General features: G+C 44.3%; 20 protein-coding genes. All 20 read right to left on the bottom strand.

What is annotated here, in order from left to right; genetic code table 11:
- Positions 1-105 precede the first annotated feature (105 nt).
- On the bottom strand, positions 106-2,481 hold the full coding sequence (gene feoB / locus AC0NJP_RS16045) for a ferrous iron transport protein B (protein ID WP_474700421.1): 2,376 nt from the start codon (positions 2,479-2,481) through the stop codon (positions 106-108).
- A 143-nt stretch (positions 2,482-2,624) separates the two neighbouring features.
- Positions 2,625-2,837, bottom strand: coding sequence for a FeoA family protein (locus AC0NJP_RS16040; protein ID WP_474040865.1), 213 nt, complete (start codon positions 2,835-2,837; stop codon positions 2,625-2,627).
- A 22-nt stretch (positions 2,838-2,859) separates the two neighbouring features.
- On the bottom strand, positions 2,860-3,087 hold the full coding sequence (locus tag AC0NJP_RS16035) for a FeoA family protein (protein ID WP_474040866.1): 228 nt from the start codon (positions 3,085-3,087) through the stop codon (positions 2,860-2,862).
- 19 nt (positions 3,088-3,106) lie between these two features.
- Complete coding sequence (locus AC0NJP_RS16030; protein WP_474700420.1) at positions 3,107-3,748, bottom strand: HD-GYP domain-containing protein; 642 nt, start codon at positions 3,746-3,748, stop codon at positions 3,107-3,109.
- A gap of 49 nt (positions 3,749-3,797) precedes the next feature.
- Positions 3,798-4,784: a GGDEF domain-containing protein gene (locus tag AC0NJP_RS16025; RefSeq protein ID WP_474700419.1), complete on the bottom strand. Its 987-nt coding sequence runs from the start codon at positions 4,782-4,784 to the stop codon at positions 3,798-3,800.
- Between the two features lie 172 nt (positions 4,785-4,956).
- Entirely contained in the window at positions 4,957-5,436 is a 480-nt protein-coding gene (locus AC0NJP_RS16020; RefSeq protein ID WP_474700418.1) for an FMN-binding protein, read from the bottom strand.
- Entirely contained in the window at positions 5,429-6,148 is a 720-nt protein-coding gene (locus AC0NJP_RS16015; protein ID WP_474700417.1) for an ABC transporter ATP-binding protein, read from the bottom strand. The genes AC0NJP_RS16020 and AC0NJP_RS16015 overlap by 8 nt, the downstream gene beginning before the upstream one ends.
- A 15-nt stretch (positions 6,149-6,163) precedes the next feature.
- Positions 6,164-7,288, bottom strand: coding sequence for an ABC transporter permease (locus AC0NJP_RS16010; RefSeq protein ID WP_474700416.1), 1,125 nt, complete (start codon positions 7,286-7,288; stop codon positions 6,164-6,166).
- A 4-nt stretch (positions 7,289-7,292) separates the two neighbouring features.
- Positions 7,293-8,573 (bottom strand): ABC transporter permease, encoded by a 1,281-nt coding sequence (locus AC0NJP_RS16005; protein WP_474700415.1) that lies wholly within the window; start codon positions 8,571-8,573, stop codon positions 7,293-7,295.
- An 11-nt stretch (positions 8,574-8,584) separates the two neighbouring features.
- Positions 8,585-9,847 carry a Fe-S-containing protein gene (locus AC0NJP_RS16000; RefSeq protein ID WP_474700414.1) on the bottom strand — a complete coding sequence of 421 codons (1,263 nt, stop codon included), beginning with the start codon at positions 9,845-9,847 and terminating at the stop codon, positions 8,585-8,587.
- Between the two features lie 69 nt (positions 9,848-9,916).
- Positions 9,917-10,468 (bottom strand): iron transporter, encoded by a 552-nt coding sequence (locus tag AC0NJP_RS15995; RefSeq protein WP_474700413.1) that lies wholly within the window; start codon positions 10,466-10,468, stop codon positions 9,917-9,919.
- Complete coding sequence (locus AC0NJP_RS15990) at positions 10,465-11,652, bottom strand: FTR1 family iron permease (protein WP_474700412.1); 1,188 nt, start codon at positions 11,650-11,652, stop codon at positions 10,465-10,467. The genes AC0NJP_RS15995 and AC0NJP_RS15990 overlap by 4 nt, the downstream gene beginning before the upstream one ends.
- A gap of 147 nt (positions 11,653-11,799) precedes the next feature.
- Entirely contained in the window at positions 11,800-12,462 is a 663-nt protein-coding gene (locus AC0NJP_RS15985; protein WP_474700411.1) for an energy transducer TonB, read from the bottom strand.
- On the bottom strand, positions 12,462-12,878 hold the full coding sequence (locus tag AC0NJP_RS15980) for an ExbD/TolR family protein (RefSeq protein ID WP_474700410.1): 417 nt from the start codon (positions 12,876-12,878) through the stop codon (positions 12,462-12,464). The genes AC0NJP_RS15985 and AC0NJP_RS15980 overlap by 1 nt, the downstream gene beginning before the upstream one ends.
- Entirely contained in the window at positions 12,865-13,512 is a 648-nt protein-coding gene (locus AC0NJP_RS15975) for a MotA/TolQ/ExbB proton channel family protein (RefSeq protein WP_474700409.1), read from the bottom strand. Before AC0NJP_RS15975 ends, AC0NJP_RS15980 begins: the two co-directional genes overlap by 14 nt.
- Before the next feature lie 25 nt (positions 13,513-13,537).
- Positions 13,538-14,542 (bottom strand): FAD:protein FMN transferase, encoded by a 1,005-nt coding sequence (locus tag AC0NJP_RS15970; protein WP_474700408.1) that lies wholly within the window; start codon positions 14,540-14,542, stop codon positions 13,538-13,540.
- Positions 14,543-14,546: 4 nt separating this feature from the next.
- Complete coding sequence (locus AC0NJP_RS15965; protein WP_474040880.1) at positions 14,547-14,963, bottom strand: FMN-binding protein; 417 nt, start codon at positions 14,961-14,963, stop codon at positions 14,547-14,549.
- Between the two features lie 286 nt (positions 14,964-15,249).
- Positions 15,250-16,203 (bottom strand): hypothetical protein, encoded by a 954-nt coding sequence (locus AC0NJP_RS15960; protein WP_474040881.1) that lies wholly within the window; start codon positions 16,201-16,203, stop codon positions 15,250-15,252.
- Positions 16,204-16,234: 31 nt separating this feature from the next.
- Positions 16,235-16,534, bottom strand: coding sequence for a DUF2325 domain-containing protein (locus tag AC0NJP_RS15955; RefSeq protein ID WP_474700407.1), 300 nt, complete (start codon positions 16,532-16,534; stop codon positions 16,235-16,237).
- Between the two features lie 36 nt (positions 16,535-16,570).
- Positions 16,571-17,005, bottom strand: a complete 435-nt coding sequence (locus AC0NJP_RS15950) for a flavodoxin (protein WP_474700406.1) — start codon at positions 17,003-17,005, stop codon at positions 16,571-16,573.
- Positions 17,006-17,037: the final 32 nt, after the last annotated feature.

Here is a 17,037-nt window from a genome sequence, read left to right as displayed (position 1 = left end):
TGGCATCACATCACTTGCTGTCAATAAGCAAAGAAAAAACCGCCAGATTCTCATCTGACGGCACTTTCCTTTGCACAACGATTCGACTAATTATTCACTGAACTCTTATAAACCGATGCCAAAAAATAGGCCTGTCTGATAGACGATAAAGGCTACAAACCAAGCTAACACTGTAGAGTAGGCGGAGCCAAAAATCGCCCACTTCCACGAGTTCGTTTCCCGCTTAATTGTAGCAATCGCTGCCAGGCACGGCGAGTAAACGAGGGAAAATACCATAAGTGTATAAGCCACAAGCGGACTAAAGGCCGGGTCTTTGCTAAGAGCTTCCTGTAGCGGCACGGTCTTTTCAGCATCGCCGCCAACGCTATAAATTGTCCCTAACGTACTTACAACAACCTCTTTCGCCGAAAAACCGGATACAAGGGCAATATTAATCTTCCAGTCAAAACCGATAGGCGCTGTAATCGGTTCTAAGAAATGACCGATCATACCAGCATAACTTTGACTGATTTTTTCCGAAGCCTTTTCTTCTTCTAGCTTGTCTTGCTCTGCTTTGAGATCATCTTTCAGTTCTACGTAGTGAGAAGCATAAGTAAACAAGTCTGGATTCGCCGTTTCTAATTCAGCAAGCTGCGCATCTCGCTCAGTCGCAACTGCCGCATACTCAGCAGAATCTTCGTCTAAATCGGCTGTTTTCTCATCAAAATCATCATGAATCGCCGTAATTTTTTCAATAAGTTCGTTGAGAGCTTCGTTCTCTTCCAAATTAGCAATAGCCAGAGGCTGCTGAATTTCTTCTTCCACCTGTTGCGTAAACGCCGCTTCAGCCTGAGCAGACAGGGCTTCATAATCTTTAGAGTAAGTTACATCATCAGGGAAATTCGTTAAAAACCACATCAAAATAGATGCTGCTAAAATAATCGTACCGGCTTTCTTCAAATAAAGGACGCTACGCTCCCACATATGGATCAAAACACCTTTGAAGGTGGGCATGTGATAAGGCGGTAATTCCATGATAAAGGGTTCTGTGGCGCCTTGAAATAAAACGGAACGAAAAATTCTCGCCATGATCAAAGCCAAGACAATACCAAGTAAGTAAATTGAGAAAAGTACGTTACCAGCTACCTCATTAGAAAAGAAAGCAGCAATTAAAACACTATAAATCGGCAAACGAGCACTGCAACTCATGAGCGGGGTGACGAGAATTGTCACAAGACGATCGCGAGGATTTTCCAGAGTTCTGGTCCCCATAATCGCCGGCACTGCACAGCCAAAGCCAAGCAGCAGCGGAATAAAGGATTTGCCATGGAGCCCTACTAAATTCATAATCTTATCCATAACAAAAGCAGCCCGCGCCATATAGCCTGTATCTTCTAGTAAAGAGATCGCAAAAAACAAAATAAGGATCAGCGGAATAAACGAAATTACTGCACCAACGCCGCCAATAATCCCATCAACTAATAAAGATTTTAAATTACCATCAGGCAAAGACTGGCCAACAAATTTACCAAAATTACCGATTGCGTCCGTCAAAGCATCTTGCGGAATTGCGCCAAGCGTAAACACAAGATTAAAAACAACCCACATAAGACCGAGAAAAATGGGAATCCCAAAGAGTCGATTCGTAAGAATCTTATCAATTTTATCAGATGTCGTTTCCTGATGAGGATTATTGACCGTAGTCACTGCGGCATAAACTTGTGAAATAAATTCATAGCGTTTCGCAGCAATGGCCATTTCCGGATCTTCACCCAATTCAGCGATAAGCTCCTGCCGCAATTGTTGACTTTGCGCTACAAGTTCTTTTCCGCCAGCGAGGGTAGTAATCTTTGCTTGTATATCCTTGTCATTTTCTAAGAGTTTTAACGCCAGCCAGCGTGCGGGAAATTTAAGTTCCGTCTCATAAGCCGCGGTTTGCGACTGCAACTTTGACAGCGCCGCTTCGATTCCTTCACCATAAGAAATAGAAAAAGCAAGCGCCTGTTGCGGCGTAACCATAGCTTGTAAAAGTTCTTCCACACCCTTACCATGGCTGCCCACGGTAGCTACAACAGGAATATTACCGAACTTCTCGGCTAAGGCGGCCCCATCAATTGTAATGCCGCGTGACTTCGCTACATCCATCATATTCAACGCAAATATCATAGGACGGCCTAATTCCAGCAGTTGCAGCGCCAAATATAAATTTCTTTCTAAGTTTGAAGCGTCAAGTACATTGACTACTAAATCAGGTTTTTCCTGTACAATAAAATTGCGTGCGACTAGTTCTTCTGGCGAATACGTTGTCAAGCTGTAGGTCCCTGGTAAATCAATAATTGACAGCTCACAGCCGCCAAAATTGCGGTAGCCTTCTTTTTTTTCGACAGTAACTCCCGAGTAATTCCCCACATGCTGTCTGGCGCCAGTAATTTGGTTAAATAAAGTAGTCTTGCCTGAATTCGGATTACCAGCAAGAGCAATTGTCACCTGTTTACGTTCCATGATTCTCTCCTTTTAATGAGTTAGCCTATCCTAACTTTTGGTTTATAGTAACTGAATTTTTTTTGAGATATACTTTCTATTTCATTGAATTGATTCTAACTAGGTTCATCTAGTGAAACCAGCTTTGCTATAAAAAATAAACTTCAATGAACATGAATATGGTGAGCAAACTGAAACGGCAGCATCAGGCGGGTTTCCCGCACCTTGACTACTAGAGAAGATGAATTTTTCTGCAATACTTCGAGTGGAGCTCCTGGTAAAATCCCAAAACCAAGCAATTGATTTTTTAGTTTTGTTTCACCACTAACAACAGATACTTGAACAGGACAACCTGGCCCAACACAAGATAAAGGCATAATAAAATCCTCCCTAGTTTTTTTAGGAAACCGCTTCTACTTCAATCATGCTTGCTTCAGCTTTTCGCAGTGACAAATTAAAACCTTTTGCCTTTACTTCTAAAGGATCACCTAAAGGGGCTAACTTTTGTACTTTTACAAGGGTCCCCGGTGTAATTCCCATATCTAAAATACGGCGTTGCAATGGTCCCGTTCCAATAATTTTCTTGACTTTCGCCTGTGACCCTGACTCTACTTCATGCAAAAACATAGTCTCGCCTCACTTTTCTCTATTCTTCAACTTGCTTCTCTGGCACAACAGCGGCAGGAAGCTGCAAAAAAACTTTTACAATATAAGGATCAAACTGAGCACCGCTATGGCGGCAAATTTCCGCTAAAGCCTCTTTGCGATTCAAGCTACTGCGATAAGCCCGTGAACTCGTCATCGCATCGTAACTATCGGCTACTGTAATGATCCGTGAAACTAAAGGAATCGCTTTGCCCGCCAATCCATCGGGATAGCCACCGCCATCCCAGCGTTCATGATGGTGTCTCACAGCGTCGGCAATAGCCTCCCAGCTCTTTACCTTGCATAGAATGTCATAACCAATCGTTGCATGAGCCTTAATCTGATCAAATTCTTCTTTCGTTAATGCTCCCGGCTTTAGTAATATGGCATCAGGAACACCTATTTTCCCTAAATCATGCAGATGTCCGGCAATATGAACAAAGTGTTGAAAGTTTTCCGAAAAACCAGCCCGGCGGGCAATCGCCAACGCTAAATCGGCTACACGATCAGAATGTCCCCTTGTATAGGGATGCTTCGCATCAATAGCCGTAGTAAAAGCATCAACAACTTCGTGAATGTCGGCCTGCAAGATAGAAGAAGGAAAATAAAACTTTTTTTCTCTATCTCCGATATTGATAATCATTATCGCAAATCCTCTTTCAGTATAATGGCCTCTGCCAAATTTGTCAACGTTAAGCGAACCGAACTGTATGGGGCTCTGGCGTTAAGTCTATATAAAAAATCTGATTGCGTCCGGCACCCTTGGCAGCATAAAGCGCCTGGTCAGCCATACTATATAACTTCGGTATATCAGACAAATCCATTTGGGGAAAGCAACAAACCCCGATCGAACAAGTAACAGCAATAGTTCGCCCACTGCCGTCAGTAAAAGAATGATTTTGTACCATTTTATGAATCCGCCCGGCTAAACCTAGAGCCTCCCTAAGTCCTGTGCCAACTAATAAAACAGCGAACTCTTCGCCACCGATTCGTGCTGGTAGATCCCCCTGCCGAACGCCAGTCAACAACAGTTGAGAAAAATCCACCAACACAGCATCCCCAGCCTGATGACCAAAAGCATCATTTACTTTTTTAAAGTGATCAATATCTAGAATTAATAACGCTACGGCATCAATGCAACAACTCTTTTGATACAAGGCACTTTCCAAATGATCAAAAAAGTGCCGCCGATTGGCAAGACCGGTGAGAGAATCAGACATAGCCAGCTCGGCTAACCGACGATTCGTTACTGCTAGAGCTTCTTTTTGTGCTAGTAAATTACTTTTTGCTTCTGATAGCTGCCCAATCGTTACTTTTAACTTAGTCTCCCGTAATTCAATCTGATGAAGCATCCAGTTTAAATCCCGCATTAATAGCTGAATTTCATTTTCATCATCTTTGCAAGCCCCCTGATTTGGCAAAGAAAAAGCAAGATAATCTCCCTGTTTAACGCGTTCGCAAAAGAGATGAATTTCATGCAAAGATTTTAAAACTAAGAACCGTGCCGCCGCATCCGGAGTTAAAAAGCTCACTAAAATTGCCGTAGATACAGCTAAAGCCACAGCTGTATCAAACAAAGGATACTGTAAAAGTCGCCCTTGCGTTACGGCTAGTAAAAGAACTAAAGGGCCCAGCGAAATGAATAAAAAAAGAAGTCGTACCTTCGAAACAACTTTCATTCCGCTCCTCCTTCCTAAAATAAACCAGTAATGATAATTTTAAATATATGCCCACTACGACATTGATAATGATTATCATTACCTGATAAGGTTAGCCTATTTTGTTAACTTTGTCAATAAAAAAGCGCCGACAGAAGTCGACGCAGATTTTCACATAATGTATTTTTAAAGCTTAGTGAGCCTGTTCTAACGCTTTTGTCGCCGCTTCGGCAAATTGTTTATAAGAAACTGTGGCGCCAGAAACAGCGTCGACTTTAGCTACATCCTGTACAGCTACAAGCTTTGATCCGTATGACCGCGCACCTTGTAAAGCCTGCTGGGCTTTCTTGTAAAACTCCGGGTTTTCAATTTTCCCGTTTGTTTTCCCATAATCAGCGTCTTTGATTTTTCCGTCTTTTTGAACGCCTTCATAATCAGCCTTACTAATCCGGCCTTGCTGCACTGTAATAGTAATTTGACCAACAGCGCCACGCTCGTCAGGACTGCTTACCCCTTTGTAAGTACCGTCTTTATAAGCGGCTACAGCCTGTTTACCCTGATTTTCATGACCTGCATGATTTTCATGAGAATCCTTAGCCTGCTGATCGCCACAACCAGCTAACAAGCTGGCTGAAAGAGTTCCGGCAAGCACAACTGCGCCCCATTTATTCATTCCGTTCAACTCCTTTTGCCTTTGCAGCATTTTTTTCATTCGCACTTTTCGCTTGGTTTTGAATCGTACGAGCAATCTTGCCATGCTCCAACACAATGCAGCGCTCAGCCTGTTCAGCTACTTCCGGCGCATGAGTTACCATGATAATCGTATGACCTTCTCTATGGAGCTCTCGAAACAGTTCCATAACAATCTTTTCATTGGCTTCATCAAGATTGCCCGTCGGCTCATCAGCCAAAATAAGGGTGGGATAATTAATGAGCGCTCGAGCGATGCAAACACGCTGCTGCTCACCGCCGGAAAGCTGACTGGGCAGATGGCGCGCCCGCTCACGCAGTCCCACTCGCTGCAACGCATCAAGGGCTTCTGTTTCATCAGGCATACTGTGATAATATTGCGCAACCATCACATTTTCCAAAGCAGTCAAATAGGGAACAAGATGAAACTGTTGAAAGACAAGACCAATTTTTTCCCGGCGCAGCATGGTAAGTTCCTTACTGCTAACTGTTGAAAAATCATGACCATCTAATTTAACTGACCCGCCAGAGGCTTTATCCATACAGCCAATAATATTCATCAGGGTTGTCTTGCCAGAGCCAGACGGTCCCATTAACGCCACCCATTCGCCTTGTTCCACTGTAAGATGAATATGTTGCAGCGCTGCCACTGTATCGTAAATCATGGAAACGTCGTTTAATTCTAATAAACTCATCGTTCTTCTTCCTTTCTACTCACCGCGCAATACGATGGCTGGTTCGACTTCAGTCGCCATTTTTACAGGAATAAAACAAGCAGCGCCTGTAACTAAAATGGATAAGGCCAGCGCTAAAAGAGCTATGAGCGGCTGAAATGAGATAACGCGGCCAAACACATTCACACTGACCGCCTGGGCAAAGAAAAAGCCCATCCCTGTACCAAGCAAACCGCCCAGAGCGCCAAGCGCCAGGCCTTCGCCCAAAAATTCAAGAGCAATTGTCCTGTTGTCAGCGCCTAATGCTTTCTTTAGCCCGATCTCTTTGCGCCGTTCCGTTACGACAGCCATCATTGTCGTTGCTACGCAAATCAAAGTTAAGAGAAGCACCACAATTGTCACAAGATACACTAGCGATTGCAGCTTGCCAAGTACTGTCTCTTCCGACTGAGTCACGCGTTTCACCAGCTGTGGCGCTACTTCCGGCGTTTTCTCAGTAGCTTCTTTGATAAAGTGATTCAATTCTGGCTCTGTTGCCGCAACACTAACCTGAGCCAAACTAATCTGACCTTCTTTATGTAGCATTGACTGCAAAAGATCGAGCGGTAAGAAAACGAAGGCTTCCTCGGAGCCGCCGGTACGGACAATGCCCGCTACTTTGACGGACTTTTCTGTCTCCCCTGTCCCCAAAGTGATGCTTTGCCCCGGTTCCGCCTTGAGAAGTTCCGCTACTTCCGCACCAAGCAGCACTTCTTGTTGCTGTTCTTTCGGCCATTCGCCGCGGATCTGCCAATAAGGGCTTACAGCCTTAACGGAATTTAGATCCGTACCAGCAGCCATCAGGGGCTGCTCATTCACCTTAATCCGTTCATATAAATAAGGAGCTATTCCCACTACTTTATCCGCAGGAAGCAGAGAACTTACCGTCTGAACCATATCACTGCCAATAAACTGCTGATCGCCTGATGGAATCAACAGAAGATTGGCGCCATAAGAACGAAATTCTCGCCCCATTTGCCGCGGTACATCATAGTAAATCGTTACAAGGCCCGAAACGACCGTTGCGCCAATCGCCACAGCCAAAAGAGCAATGAGCATACGCGAGCGCCGCCGTAGCAAAGCGCTCCAAATCATAATTCCAAACATCTTGCGTCTTGTCATGTTTTCACCTGCCATGAAGCACAGCAGCCGGCCGCAGCGACAAAAGCATGCGAATAGCCGGCAAACTGCCCAGTAGAGTTACGAGTAAAACCAGGCCGATCACCCAAGGAATCACGATCGGATCAACGGAAATAGCCGTGCCAAAAACACTTCGCCCAATAATCTGGGCAAAACCAAGCCCTAGAATATAACCGCCAAAGCCGCCGATCAACCCCGTCACAGTGACTTCCGCCAAAGTCCGCAAAAGTACAGCTGAATCAGTAGCGCCAATCGCTTTTAATAACCCAATCTCACGGCTCCGCTCCATCATGCTTGCCGTAAGCAAATTGGAAATCCCGAGAGCCGATCCAGCTAGACTAAGCAAAGTAATAAGAACCATAAGTAACTGTGTTTTCTCTAAAATCGTCCCTTCCGACTCGGCTACTTGCCTTACCGTTTTTGCTCTCGCTCCCGCTATCGCTTCTTCAATTTGATACGATATAGAGCTCACATAGGCGGTACAATACCAAGTCTCCCACTCTTTTAGGGACAAGCTTTTCGGATCATGGGCCGCTTTGCGCGCCAAATCATTTTCCGGCGTCGTAATAGCGCTCACTTCAATTTTGCCGATTCGACCAGGCACATGAAGCGCTTGTTGCACCAGTGAAAGCGAAGCATAGATCTGCTCATCTTCTGGACCGCCGCTATTCAAAACACCGCGTACGATAAGCGGTTGCTCTTGTCCGTTTACAGCGACTGAAAAAGAGTCGCCTACTTTAAGGCCTAGTTTCTTCGCTAGAGTTGCACCAATTAAGACTCCCTGTTGATCCCCATCGCTCGGCCATTGACCAGCTACCGCCCACCAGGATTTCAGTTCTTGAATGCCAGCCGTTGCAGTTTCACCAGTAGGCAACAGCAAATTATGCTGAAACCAAGTACCAATGAGCGTTACTTCACCCTGATTCGGTCCAACCTGGGCCTTAGTCTCGAGGAGCGGTGCAAAAGACACAATATTATTTGCCCAAAAAATTGTTTTTAATTTCCCAAGATCGCTTTCTTGTAAATATTTTCCGCTGCTAACGCTAGCATCAACACCGTAAAGATCTTGCAACAGTGAAGCCGAGCGAGGCGTCACTGTAATATTGGCGCCGTAGGCCTTCAATTCTTTATTCACCTTATCGCCTACATCGAACATTACGCTGAGCATAGCGGTGGTCAGCGAAGCGCCCAGTGCAATCGTAACAGCTACCATGGCCATCTTGCGGCTCTGACGAAACAGAGCCCCTTGCAGCATCCGCCAAAACATAATGATCCTCCTTATTTAAAGCGATCTTTTTCCTTTTCCAACGCGGCTTGGGGAACAACAATCTTCCCGTCAGCTACTTTATACTCCAGTGGAATCGGATTACAACCGCCTTTAAAGCCAATTGTCGCTTTATTCATTACTACGTCACACAATTTGCAAACAACTTGTCCGTCTCGTTCAAAATAACCGGTAGGACCGCAGATTTCACAAGCATCAAAACCAATGCCATAAGCAGAACCACTTTTTTTAATGACAATAAATCGTACAGTAGCCCCATTTTTCGCCTGATAAGAAAAGCGGTGCAAATGACCATCTTCGACCATCTCCAAAGCAATCTGCACGTCACTACCTGAAGCCTTAACCGCAATGGCTGGAACAAGCTCCGATTGTTTTTCCGCATAAGACATGCCTGCTGTGGAAAGAAGGAAAAAGAGTCCTAAACAAATAGCCACGGCCCCAGCCCAACGCTTTTTATGACGAGCCGTGATTAAAATTTTACGATATTGCGCTGGATTAGACCCTTGCGGTTTATCAGGTCGTTTCTGGAGGAGCAGCGTAAATGGCAAAATTACGGTCATTGCCAGTAATAAATAGAGAAACCAGACTTTATGGTTAATTAGGGGAGCCATAATTGCCATAAGCTCCCGACTAATCGGAATGAACCGACGCAACATCATAACTTGGACCAACAAAACGCCCTGTTCTGCCAAAAGCGTAATAAATTGAATCGAGAATACCGTTAAAAGCGCCTTAGTGCGTAAAGCCGCCGCGGCCTTAAACACTGCCACCCCAGCAATCCAGGCCAAAATAAAAGCGAGGAAAAAGCCGCTTAGCTTGTAAATAATAGCAGTCATAGTAAGCGTATCGGCTATAACAACAAGATTCAGCGGAAAAAGCAAAAATTCCAAGCCATGATATAAACAAAGAAAAAGAGCACTGGCGAAAGTAACTAAAGGCAAAAACTTTTCACTGAAACGAAGATACTTGCCTTGATAGCGAAAGCCCAATAAGAGCAAAAGTAAAGTCTCTGCCGAAAATCCGCCCAAAAGTACTAGCCCTTCATAAACCTCACGCTTGACAGCCCGAGAACCCAATTTGACTGTAGCAATAAATAAAGCGCCAATCATTCCCCAAAGGACACCCCGCCAAAGCCATTTTTTCATAACGGGACTTTTCTCTTGTCCAGAGAGCGCTAAAAGCAATGCTAAGGGAATTGCAGCCATAACGACATTTTCTAAAACGGGAATTAGGCTTTGTAAAAGAGCCTGTAACATGCCATTCTCCTTTCATAACAGGTAAAAGTGGTGAAAAGGCCCGAGGCACAGGGCCCCGGACCGTATTTCTTACCAGCTTCTCGGAACGTAGTCAAAGACCCAATGAAGCGTAATTGGTTTGTCCCAGAAATGTCCAGGAACGCCTGTTTCTTTATCAACATGGAGCATATAGTTTTGACGTTCAGGGCTATCGATTGTAAACGTTACATCATAAGTGCCAGCGCCAAGCATTTTTACATTGGCGCCGTAGTGAGGACCATCGCTGGCATTCATAGGCATTAAATTACCTTCGATAACCTGGTCTGTTCCCTGTTTTTTCAATGTATAATGCACCGTTAAATAAGGAATCCATTCGCCAACGCCAAAACCGGTTTCATTCCCTTCAATTGCCGCAATATCTGTTTCTAAATGGATATCAGATTTATCCGGTGTAAGACCCATTCCAGCTGGCTCCATTGGCACTGGCTGGAAGTAAACAACAGCCACTTTCAATTTTGCTTCCGGTACTTCCTGCTCTTCACCAATCGGATACTCCTGGAAGCCAGCAGCAAAGCATTGCGCAGCTGACATCGCCATAGCAAATAAAGCTAAAAAAGTCATTGATAAAAACCGTTTTCTCATGATACGACCTCCTGCATTTTCTTTTTTTGGTAAATAAAACCGGCTGCAAGTAACAGTAAGAGAATGGCTTGTGGCAGCAAAGTTTCCCACGTAGGATATATTCCCAATAAATCAATCATGGGGAACCCATCAATCGGCGTTACACCAACAACGCCGCCTTCTTGCAGCTCTTTCATACCGCCTCCGGCAAAACTAACTGCTAACAGACTCATAAAAATACTGGTTCCTTGAAAAAACGGCTTAAGCGGAATTTTCAAAGTACCATAACGAACCAAAGCAAAAATTACAGCTAAGGCCAAGCAGCCAGCGCCAAACCCAAACCAAATCATCTGCATATCATCCCCGGCTTCATTAAATAAAGCCTGATAAAACAAAACGACTTCGGCGCCCTCACGGTATACAGCTAAAAAAGAGGCCGCACCAAGGGCAAAGGCGCTTCTACTTGTAAGTGATTTTTGCACTTTGCCTTCAATATATTCTTTCCACTGTTTCTGGTCAGACTTTGATCCCATCCAATAGCTTACGGAAAGCAGCACAGCTACAGCAACAAGCATGGTTGCGCCTTCTAAAATCTCCTGATTAGCGCCGCTAGCCCCTACTAAAGAGTGGAAAGCAATTGCTGTCAGAAAACTAGCGACGATCGCAGCTCCCGAATAAGAGTAAACAATCTGTGTTTTATCACCATTACCGGATTTAATAAGATAAGCTAAAATTGCACCAATCACTAAAATCGCTTCAACGCCTTCGCGAACCAGAATTAAAAAAGCTGGCCAAAAACTTTCCCAGGAACTTTGCTCTTTATTACTGCCAGACATCTTCTTTACATCTTCGCGCATCATCGAAATCATTTCAGTGATTTCTTTTTTAATTTCGCTGGAAGGAGCTTGATTGGTCATTAATTTTTTAACAGTGCTAAATTTATACTCCGTAAGACCAGCTCGCTTGCTCGAAACGGTAGAGCGAACAGCCATTTCCATGCCATCTTTCTCATAGATCCCGTAGTATGTGTCATTGACGAGCTTTTTGGCCCCTGCTACATCGCCCGCTTCATACACGGCTAAGGATTGATTCATGGACTTTTCGATACGGGTAACCACATCATTCCATTTAGGCGCCGCAAATCCCATGCCTTGTAAAACTAACAACATCAGGCAAATAAAAACAGCCATAAATTTTTTTTGCATCTCCTTCACCTCCTCTCTCATCTTTCATCTTTCTTATGATTTTGATAGTGCTTAAAAATAAAATTCTATTGCCAAGAAACAAGTTGCAAAGATATTGTACGACGCAACTAATAACAATAATCATTCTCAATATCTAACGAAAAAAATTTATGCTTCTGGCTTATTAGGAACTTGTTGCGACTTATCAAAAGAAATAATCAAAATGGTTGTACAAACCATAGGATTCCCTTCATGATCTTTGGCTGGTTTAAACCGCCAAAGCTTGGCGGCAGCAATAGCCGCCCCATCAATTTCCTTGCGGCTCGAAGAACGAGACACAATAATATTTCCCGGCAATCCTGTCTCAAGAATCTGTACGCGCAAAACAACTTGCCCTTTAAACCCCTTGCCTGATTTAGGATCTGGATAGACGCGGGTAATTACTTCTGGTGGCGTTCCCATCGCTTTGCTTTTTCCGGGCGCCGCCACGCCTGCAGCATTAGCGGCAATTACAGGCAGCGCCTTTTCCTTGATCGATTCTTTACCTAATTCACTGACAAGAGTATCGACAACCTGTTCTTCTTGCTGATCTGCTGGTTCTGGCGGTATCTCTGGAGGTGTTTCCTGCGGCGCAGCCACCGTCTGAGGGACTGTAGCTGCGGTTTCTTCTTGCTCTGCTCCCATATCGATTATTTCCAAGGGAGTTTCTTCGTGAAGCGGCGGCGGAGCAGCAAATAAAAAAGCCTCTAAGCATAAAAAACTGCCTAAAATAAGAACATGAAACGTTAGGGATAAACACCAAGCTTTAGGCCAGCGAATCCTTCTTACCATTACCGAATACCCGCCTTTTGCTCTGTGGCAATTGAAATCCGTCGAGCTCCAGCGCCCTTCAGTTCATCTAAAACAGCCACAACTTTTTCATACTCCGCTTTTTTATCGGCTCGCAATACAAAAATCGTTTCAGGTGTCGCAGCAAGTGCCGCCTTTGTGCGATTTTGCAGCAGTGTAAGACTTAGAGGTTCTTGTTCAAACAAAACAGACCCATCCGCCAAAACAGTAATTGCCGTACTTTCCGAACGATCCATACGGGCTGCCGCCGCCTGTGGCAGATTAATCGAGATCGTATGCTGCTGAACCATATACAAAGTGCTCATCATAAAAAACACCAAGAGAAAAAAGATGATATCAATCATCGGAATAATCATTAGCTGCGGCTGCCCTTCTAGGCGCAAACTACGCAATTTCATGAAATTCCCCCCGCTCTGTTCTACCATGAGGCAAACGACTCATAACAAGGGCTACTGTTTGTTCTATATCAGTAACTAAGCTATCTAATCTCTGAGAAAAATACGTGTAAATCATCAAAGCTAAAATGGCAATACAAAGACCACTGGCTGTAGCAACTAAAGCCTCGCCAACGCCACCAGTGATCGCTCCCGGTTCACCCTGGGCCACATTAAAAACACTAAAAGAATTTATCATACCAACAACAGTCCCCAAAAGCCCCATCAGCGGTGCTAAGGTAACAACAGTACTTACATAATTGAGCCGTTCGCGAAGTTTGGCCGCCATAAAAGTAGCGGCACTCTCCATAGCTTTTTCTGCATTTCTCCCTTGTTGAAACGCTTCAATCCCAGCTCCGGCAACGACCGCAACAACGTTGGAACCGTTCTGGCAAAAAGTTTGCGCTTCACTAATCATTTTGCGTTGTAATAAGGGTTCTAATTTTTCTTTAAAGGTCGAAAAAGGGATCGAAGCCTGCCGATAATAGTAAAACCGCTCGATACCAACTGCAACAACAAAAAAGGAACTTAACAGCAGTGCATACATAACGGGACCGCCCTTATGAAATAAAGCAATACTTTCCTGTAAAAAATCCACAATAAGATCCTCCTTCTTGCCTACTTTAAAAATCCATATGAGGAATCAAACCATCCGTAGCTACGGTCTTGCCTTCTTGTGTAATAAAAAAAGCCTCGACACCAGGGAAGTTTTCTAAGAAAACCAGACTTTTCTCGATTCCCAGCGCTAAAAAAGCGCAACTCGGTAGTTTCAGCTTTTGATCGGCTTGTCGATAAATAAGCGACACGCTTGCCAATCCACCGGGCTGCAACCCTGTAGTAGGATCAAAAATGTGACTGTAGCGACTGCCTGCTTCTACAAAAAACCGCCGATAATCGCCCGAAGTTTCTACGGTGTCCCATTGATCTAGAGTAACCTCAGCAATCAGCTCGCCAGGCCGTCGCGGATGTTCAATCCCCACCCGCCATTGGCTTTGGTCTGGTTTAACGCCGCTAGTACAAATATCACCGCCGGCATTAATCAATCCAGCAGTTACGCCAAAGTCAGACAGTATACGGCAGGCTTCATACAAGGCATATTCCTTGGCCAAACCACCCAAATCAAGCATCATTCCCATTTCTGACAAGAAAGCAGCGCCACTAGCAAGATGCAACTTGCGATAATCTACCAACGCCCTAGCCTCCTGGAGTTGCGCTGCCGCCGGACGCTGTCCCTTTTTATACCCTACTTGCCACAAAGAACTAACAGGACCAATCGTAATATCAAAATTCCCCTCAAACAGCGCCGACAAATCTTTTCCCATTGTCAAAAGCTGAAACAACTCTTTGCTAATTGGTACAGGTTCATAACCAGCGGCTTGGTTGACTTCAGACACTTCACTCGTCGGATCAAAGCGGCTGCATAGCTTCTCGATTCGTTTAAACACAGCAAAAACAGCTTCACTAGCTTCTTTGGCTCGCCCGCCATATAAAACAAGACTTATAATGGTGTCCATAAAGACTGCAGCGTCTTCATAAAAGTTCGGCGCTTCCACGCGCGGGATAGCAGCAATCTTTGGCTGGCTCGTATCAAGAATAAAAGCAGCTTGATTAAACCGTATCGCTTCCATGACGTTATTCCCCTTTAACTTCCGCTTTGGACAGGGCATTTTGAGCCGCCGCTATAATTGTCTTACTACTCATGGTAGCGCCGCTTACACCGTCAATATCACTGGAATTAGCGGCAACCATAGAGCGAGCCACTTCCCTCATCACTTTCGCATCTACAGGCGACACAATTCCTTGATCCAAAGATCTTACATGGTGGATTTTACCAGACTCAACCATTACTTCTACGGAACGGGCCTCGCCTCGTTCCGTGACAGCTGACCCCTCATAAAGACCGTCGCGCCAATTTTGATGAGGTGGCTGAACTGCCGCGGCTTTCGCATTGCTGTAAAAAAGGACCCTTCCTAAAGGCAAAAAAGCAAAGAAAATTGCTGCCGTTGAACTAGCTGCCAGCACAATTTTAAACCAAGCTGCTCGCTTCATCGTAACCATGCGCCTCCATCAATGTATAAAACCATCTTAAGCCGATAACGATAATCAATATCATTTGACATGAACAAGTATAGATTCCATTTTATAACTTGTCAACCACTTATTTTAAAATAATGAAATTATTTCAATTTGTAAATGGAAATAGCAGGGAAAATTCACAAGAATTCTCCCTGCCACTCCTTACACATCTGCAATTTCGGTTACATAAGTTATATAATATTTTAAATCATACGAATCATGATTGTGATTATCATTATCACTATAGAGACAAAATAAATTAGAAGCTATGCGTATATGTCGCTTCCAGTTTTGTATTATTTACACCGGCATCAAGTGTCTTCTGATCTTTATAAACAACTTCCACGCCATCAACATCAGAGAACTTATAGGTCAGGCCATAGTATATTCCCTTATTATTATTATCAAAATCGCTTTGTCCACCCATGTCACCATTTGCTTCTACGCGAAATGCTGTCACATAGGCGCCAAGCTGTCCATCAAAATCATAGTTCCAATTCGCTGCGTATGCCTTATTTTGTTCACTACGATTCGACTTTGTATATTCCATTGTCCAACTGTGTTTTCCGGCTTTATAGGTCGTATCAACAGCCCAGTGATTTGTCGTATCACCGCCATCATAGTGATAACGGCCCAGCGTCAAACCATATGAAAAATCTTCTTCCGGCGAAAAGCCAGCTCTAACGGCATAAATTTTATTTTTTTCTGAAGTAACATTATCTTCTCTGGCCGCAAGAACAGAAAGATCTACCACGCCAGTTTTCCCAGTTACACTCAGTCCGTCAACAAATTGATGTTTCCCAATATTGGAATCAGAACGACTGTAAAGAAGCGCTGTTGTCCCGACGGTAGCATCTTGGCGGCCAAACCGATAAGTCAAATCATCTTGCTTATAACTTATGCCAAACTGATCAAAACCAACAACGGTCTTTTTACCAGATCTATAAGCATCTGGGTTAAAATCGGCCAAAACAGGATCAGTCGCATGCTGCGCGCCAATTCGACCAAACAAACTCCAACCATTGCCAAGATCGGCTTCCATTTTGACTTTGACAGTACTCATTACCCCCGAGTGATCCGCCTCGCCATCCATCGTATCTTTTTCATATTTCAATGAAGCATCGCCACTAAAATTCACTTCAGCTGCCAAAGCTGTCCCTACTCCCACTAATTGCATTCCAACAACCATCATTAATGCGAATTTTTTAACCATCTAAAAACTACTCCCCCTAAAAGAAACCCCATTATTTTACGGCTGACAACAGCTTGCCAGCAGTCAATTTTTCTTCTACGGCACTCCAAGAACGCTTCGAAAAAACAAGCGGAATATCTTGCGACTTAGCCATATTTTTTACAGTCTCAGCAGTCCGGTGATTTACGTAATCGGTCATAACCAGAACAAAGGCAGTCGACTTCGGTAGACTCACCTTATTCTTCGTTACAGCTTTTCTGCCCGAAATATGAACAATTTCCGTAACTCCGAGCGACTGCAACCGCTTTTCGATACTCCCCAAATAATCGGCACCAACAACGACAATTGACATAAAACCCACCTCACTTTCCTATCTGCTATTCTAAAATCATAAAGAAGCTAACTGCTTGCCTAGTTCACGGCATTCTGCTAAACCTATTTCATCAGGCGCATTTTGTATGGCTAAGCCTTCTCTTAGCAGTGAAAACCCCATATCCGTCATACGATCGGCCCAATCGCGCAGCCATTGACCGTCACCCCAATCATAAGAGCCAAAAAGAGCGACTTTTTCTGCGGCCCCTTTTTCGCCAGAAAGCGATTCAATAAAAGGTTCCATCTCACTTTCTTCCAAAACTTCATTTCCCATAGCTGGACAGCCAAAAGCTAACAATTCCGCCTGTAAAACAGCTTCTTTCGTCACATCAGCAACAGAAAGCACTGCCACTTCCCGGTCTGCTATTTCGCGTGCGCCAGCGCCAATTGCCTCCGCCATTGCTTCCGTATTGCCTGTGCCACTCCAATATACAACAAGTACTTTTTTCATCTTACTAACCTCTTTTCTGAATTCTTTAGTAT

The organism is Pelorhabdus sp. sgz311002 (assembly GCF_056134285.1).
Note: the sequence above shows the minus strand (reverse complement) of the source record. Positions and strands in the feature narration are given on the sequence as shown.

Excerpts from the sequence above, each read along its gene's own strand:
- AC0NJP_RS16030 (WP_474700420.1), bottom strand. The coding sequence starts at position 3,748 with ATGATTATCAATATCGGAGATAGAGAAAAAAAGTTTTATTTTCCTTCT.
- feoB (WP_474700421.1), bottom strand. The coding sequence starts at position 2,481 with ATGGAACGTAAACAGGTGACAATTGCTCTTGCTGGTAATCCGAATTCA.
- AC0NJP_RS16035 (WP_474040866.1), bottom strand. The coding sequence starts at position 3,087 with ATGTTTTTGCATGAAGTAGAGTCAGGGTCACAGGCGAAAGTCAAGAAA.
- AC0NJP_RS15985 (WP_474700411.1), bottom strand. The coding sequence starts at position 12,462 with ATGGTAAGAAGGATTCGCTGGCCTAAAGCTTGGTGTTTATCCCTAACG.
- AC0NJP_RS15995 (WP_474700413.1), bottom strand. The coding sequence starts at position 10,468 with ATGAGAAAACGGTTTTTATCAATGACTTTTTTAGCTTTATTTGCTATG.
- AC0NJP_RS16020 (WP_474700418.1), bottom strand. The coding sequence starts at position 5,436 with ATGAATAAATGGGGCGCAGTTGTGCTTGCCGGAACTCTTTCAGCCAGC.
- AC0NJP_RS16010 (WP_474700416.1), bottom strand. The coding sequence starts at position 7,288 with ATGACAAGACGCAAGATGTTTGGAATTATGATTTGGAGCGCTTTGCTA.
- AC0NJP_RS15960 (WP_474040881.1), bottom strand. The coding sequence starts at position 16,203 with ATGGTTAAAAAATTCGCATTAATGATGGTTGTTGGAATGCAATTAGTG.
- AC0NJP_RS15980 (WP_474700410.1), bottom strand. The coding sequence starts at position 12,878 with ATGAAATTGCGTAGTTTGCGCCTAGAAGGGCAGCCGCAGCTAATGATT.
- AC0NJP_RS16000 (WP_474700414.1), bottom strand. The coding sequence starts at position 9,847 with ATGTTACAGGCTCTTTTACAAAGCCTAATTCCCGTTTTAGAAAATGTC.
- AC0NJP_RS15955 (WP_474700407.1), bottom strand. The coding sequence starts at position 16,534 with ATGTCAATTGTCGTTGTTGGTGCCGATTATTTGGGGAGTATCGAAAAG.
- AC0NJP_RS15950 (WP_474700406.1), bottom strand. The coding sequence starts at position 17,005 with ATGAAAAAAGTACTTGTTGTATATTGGAGTGGCACAGGCAATACGGAA.
- AC0NJP_RS15965 (WP_474040880.1), bottom strand. The coding sequence starts at position 14,963 with ATGAAGCGAGCAGCTTGGTTTAAAATTGTGCTGGCAGCTAGTTCAACG.
- AC0NJP_RS15970 (WP_474700408.1), bottom strand. The coding sequence starts at position 14,542 with ATGGAAGCGATACGGTTTAATCAAGCTGCTTTTATTCTTGATACGAGC.
- AC0NJP_RS16040 (WP_474040865.1), bottom strand. The coding sequence starts at position 2,837 with ATGCCTTTATCTTGTGTTGGGCCAGGTTGTCCTGTTCAAGTATCTGTT.
- AC0NJP_RS16025 (WP_474700419.1), bottom strand. The coding sequence starts at position 4,784 with ATGAAAGTTGTTTCGAAGGTACGACTTCTTTTTTTATTCATTTCGCTG.
- AC0NJP_RS15990 (WP_474700412.1), bottom strand. The coding sequence starts at position 11,652 with ATGCAAAAAAAATTTATGGCTGTTTTTATTTGCCTGATGTTGTTAGTT.
- AC0NJP_RS16005 (WP_474700415.1), bottom strand. The coding sequence starts at position 8,573 with ATGTTTTGGCGGATGCTGCAAGGGGCTCTGTTTCGTCAGAGCCGCAAG.
- AC0NJP_RS16015 (WP_474700417.1), bottom strand. The coding sequence starts at position 6,148 with ATGAGTTTATTAGAATTAAACGACGTTTCCATGATTTACGATACAGTG.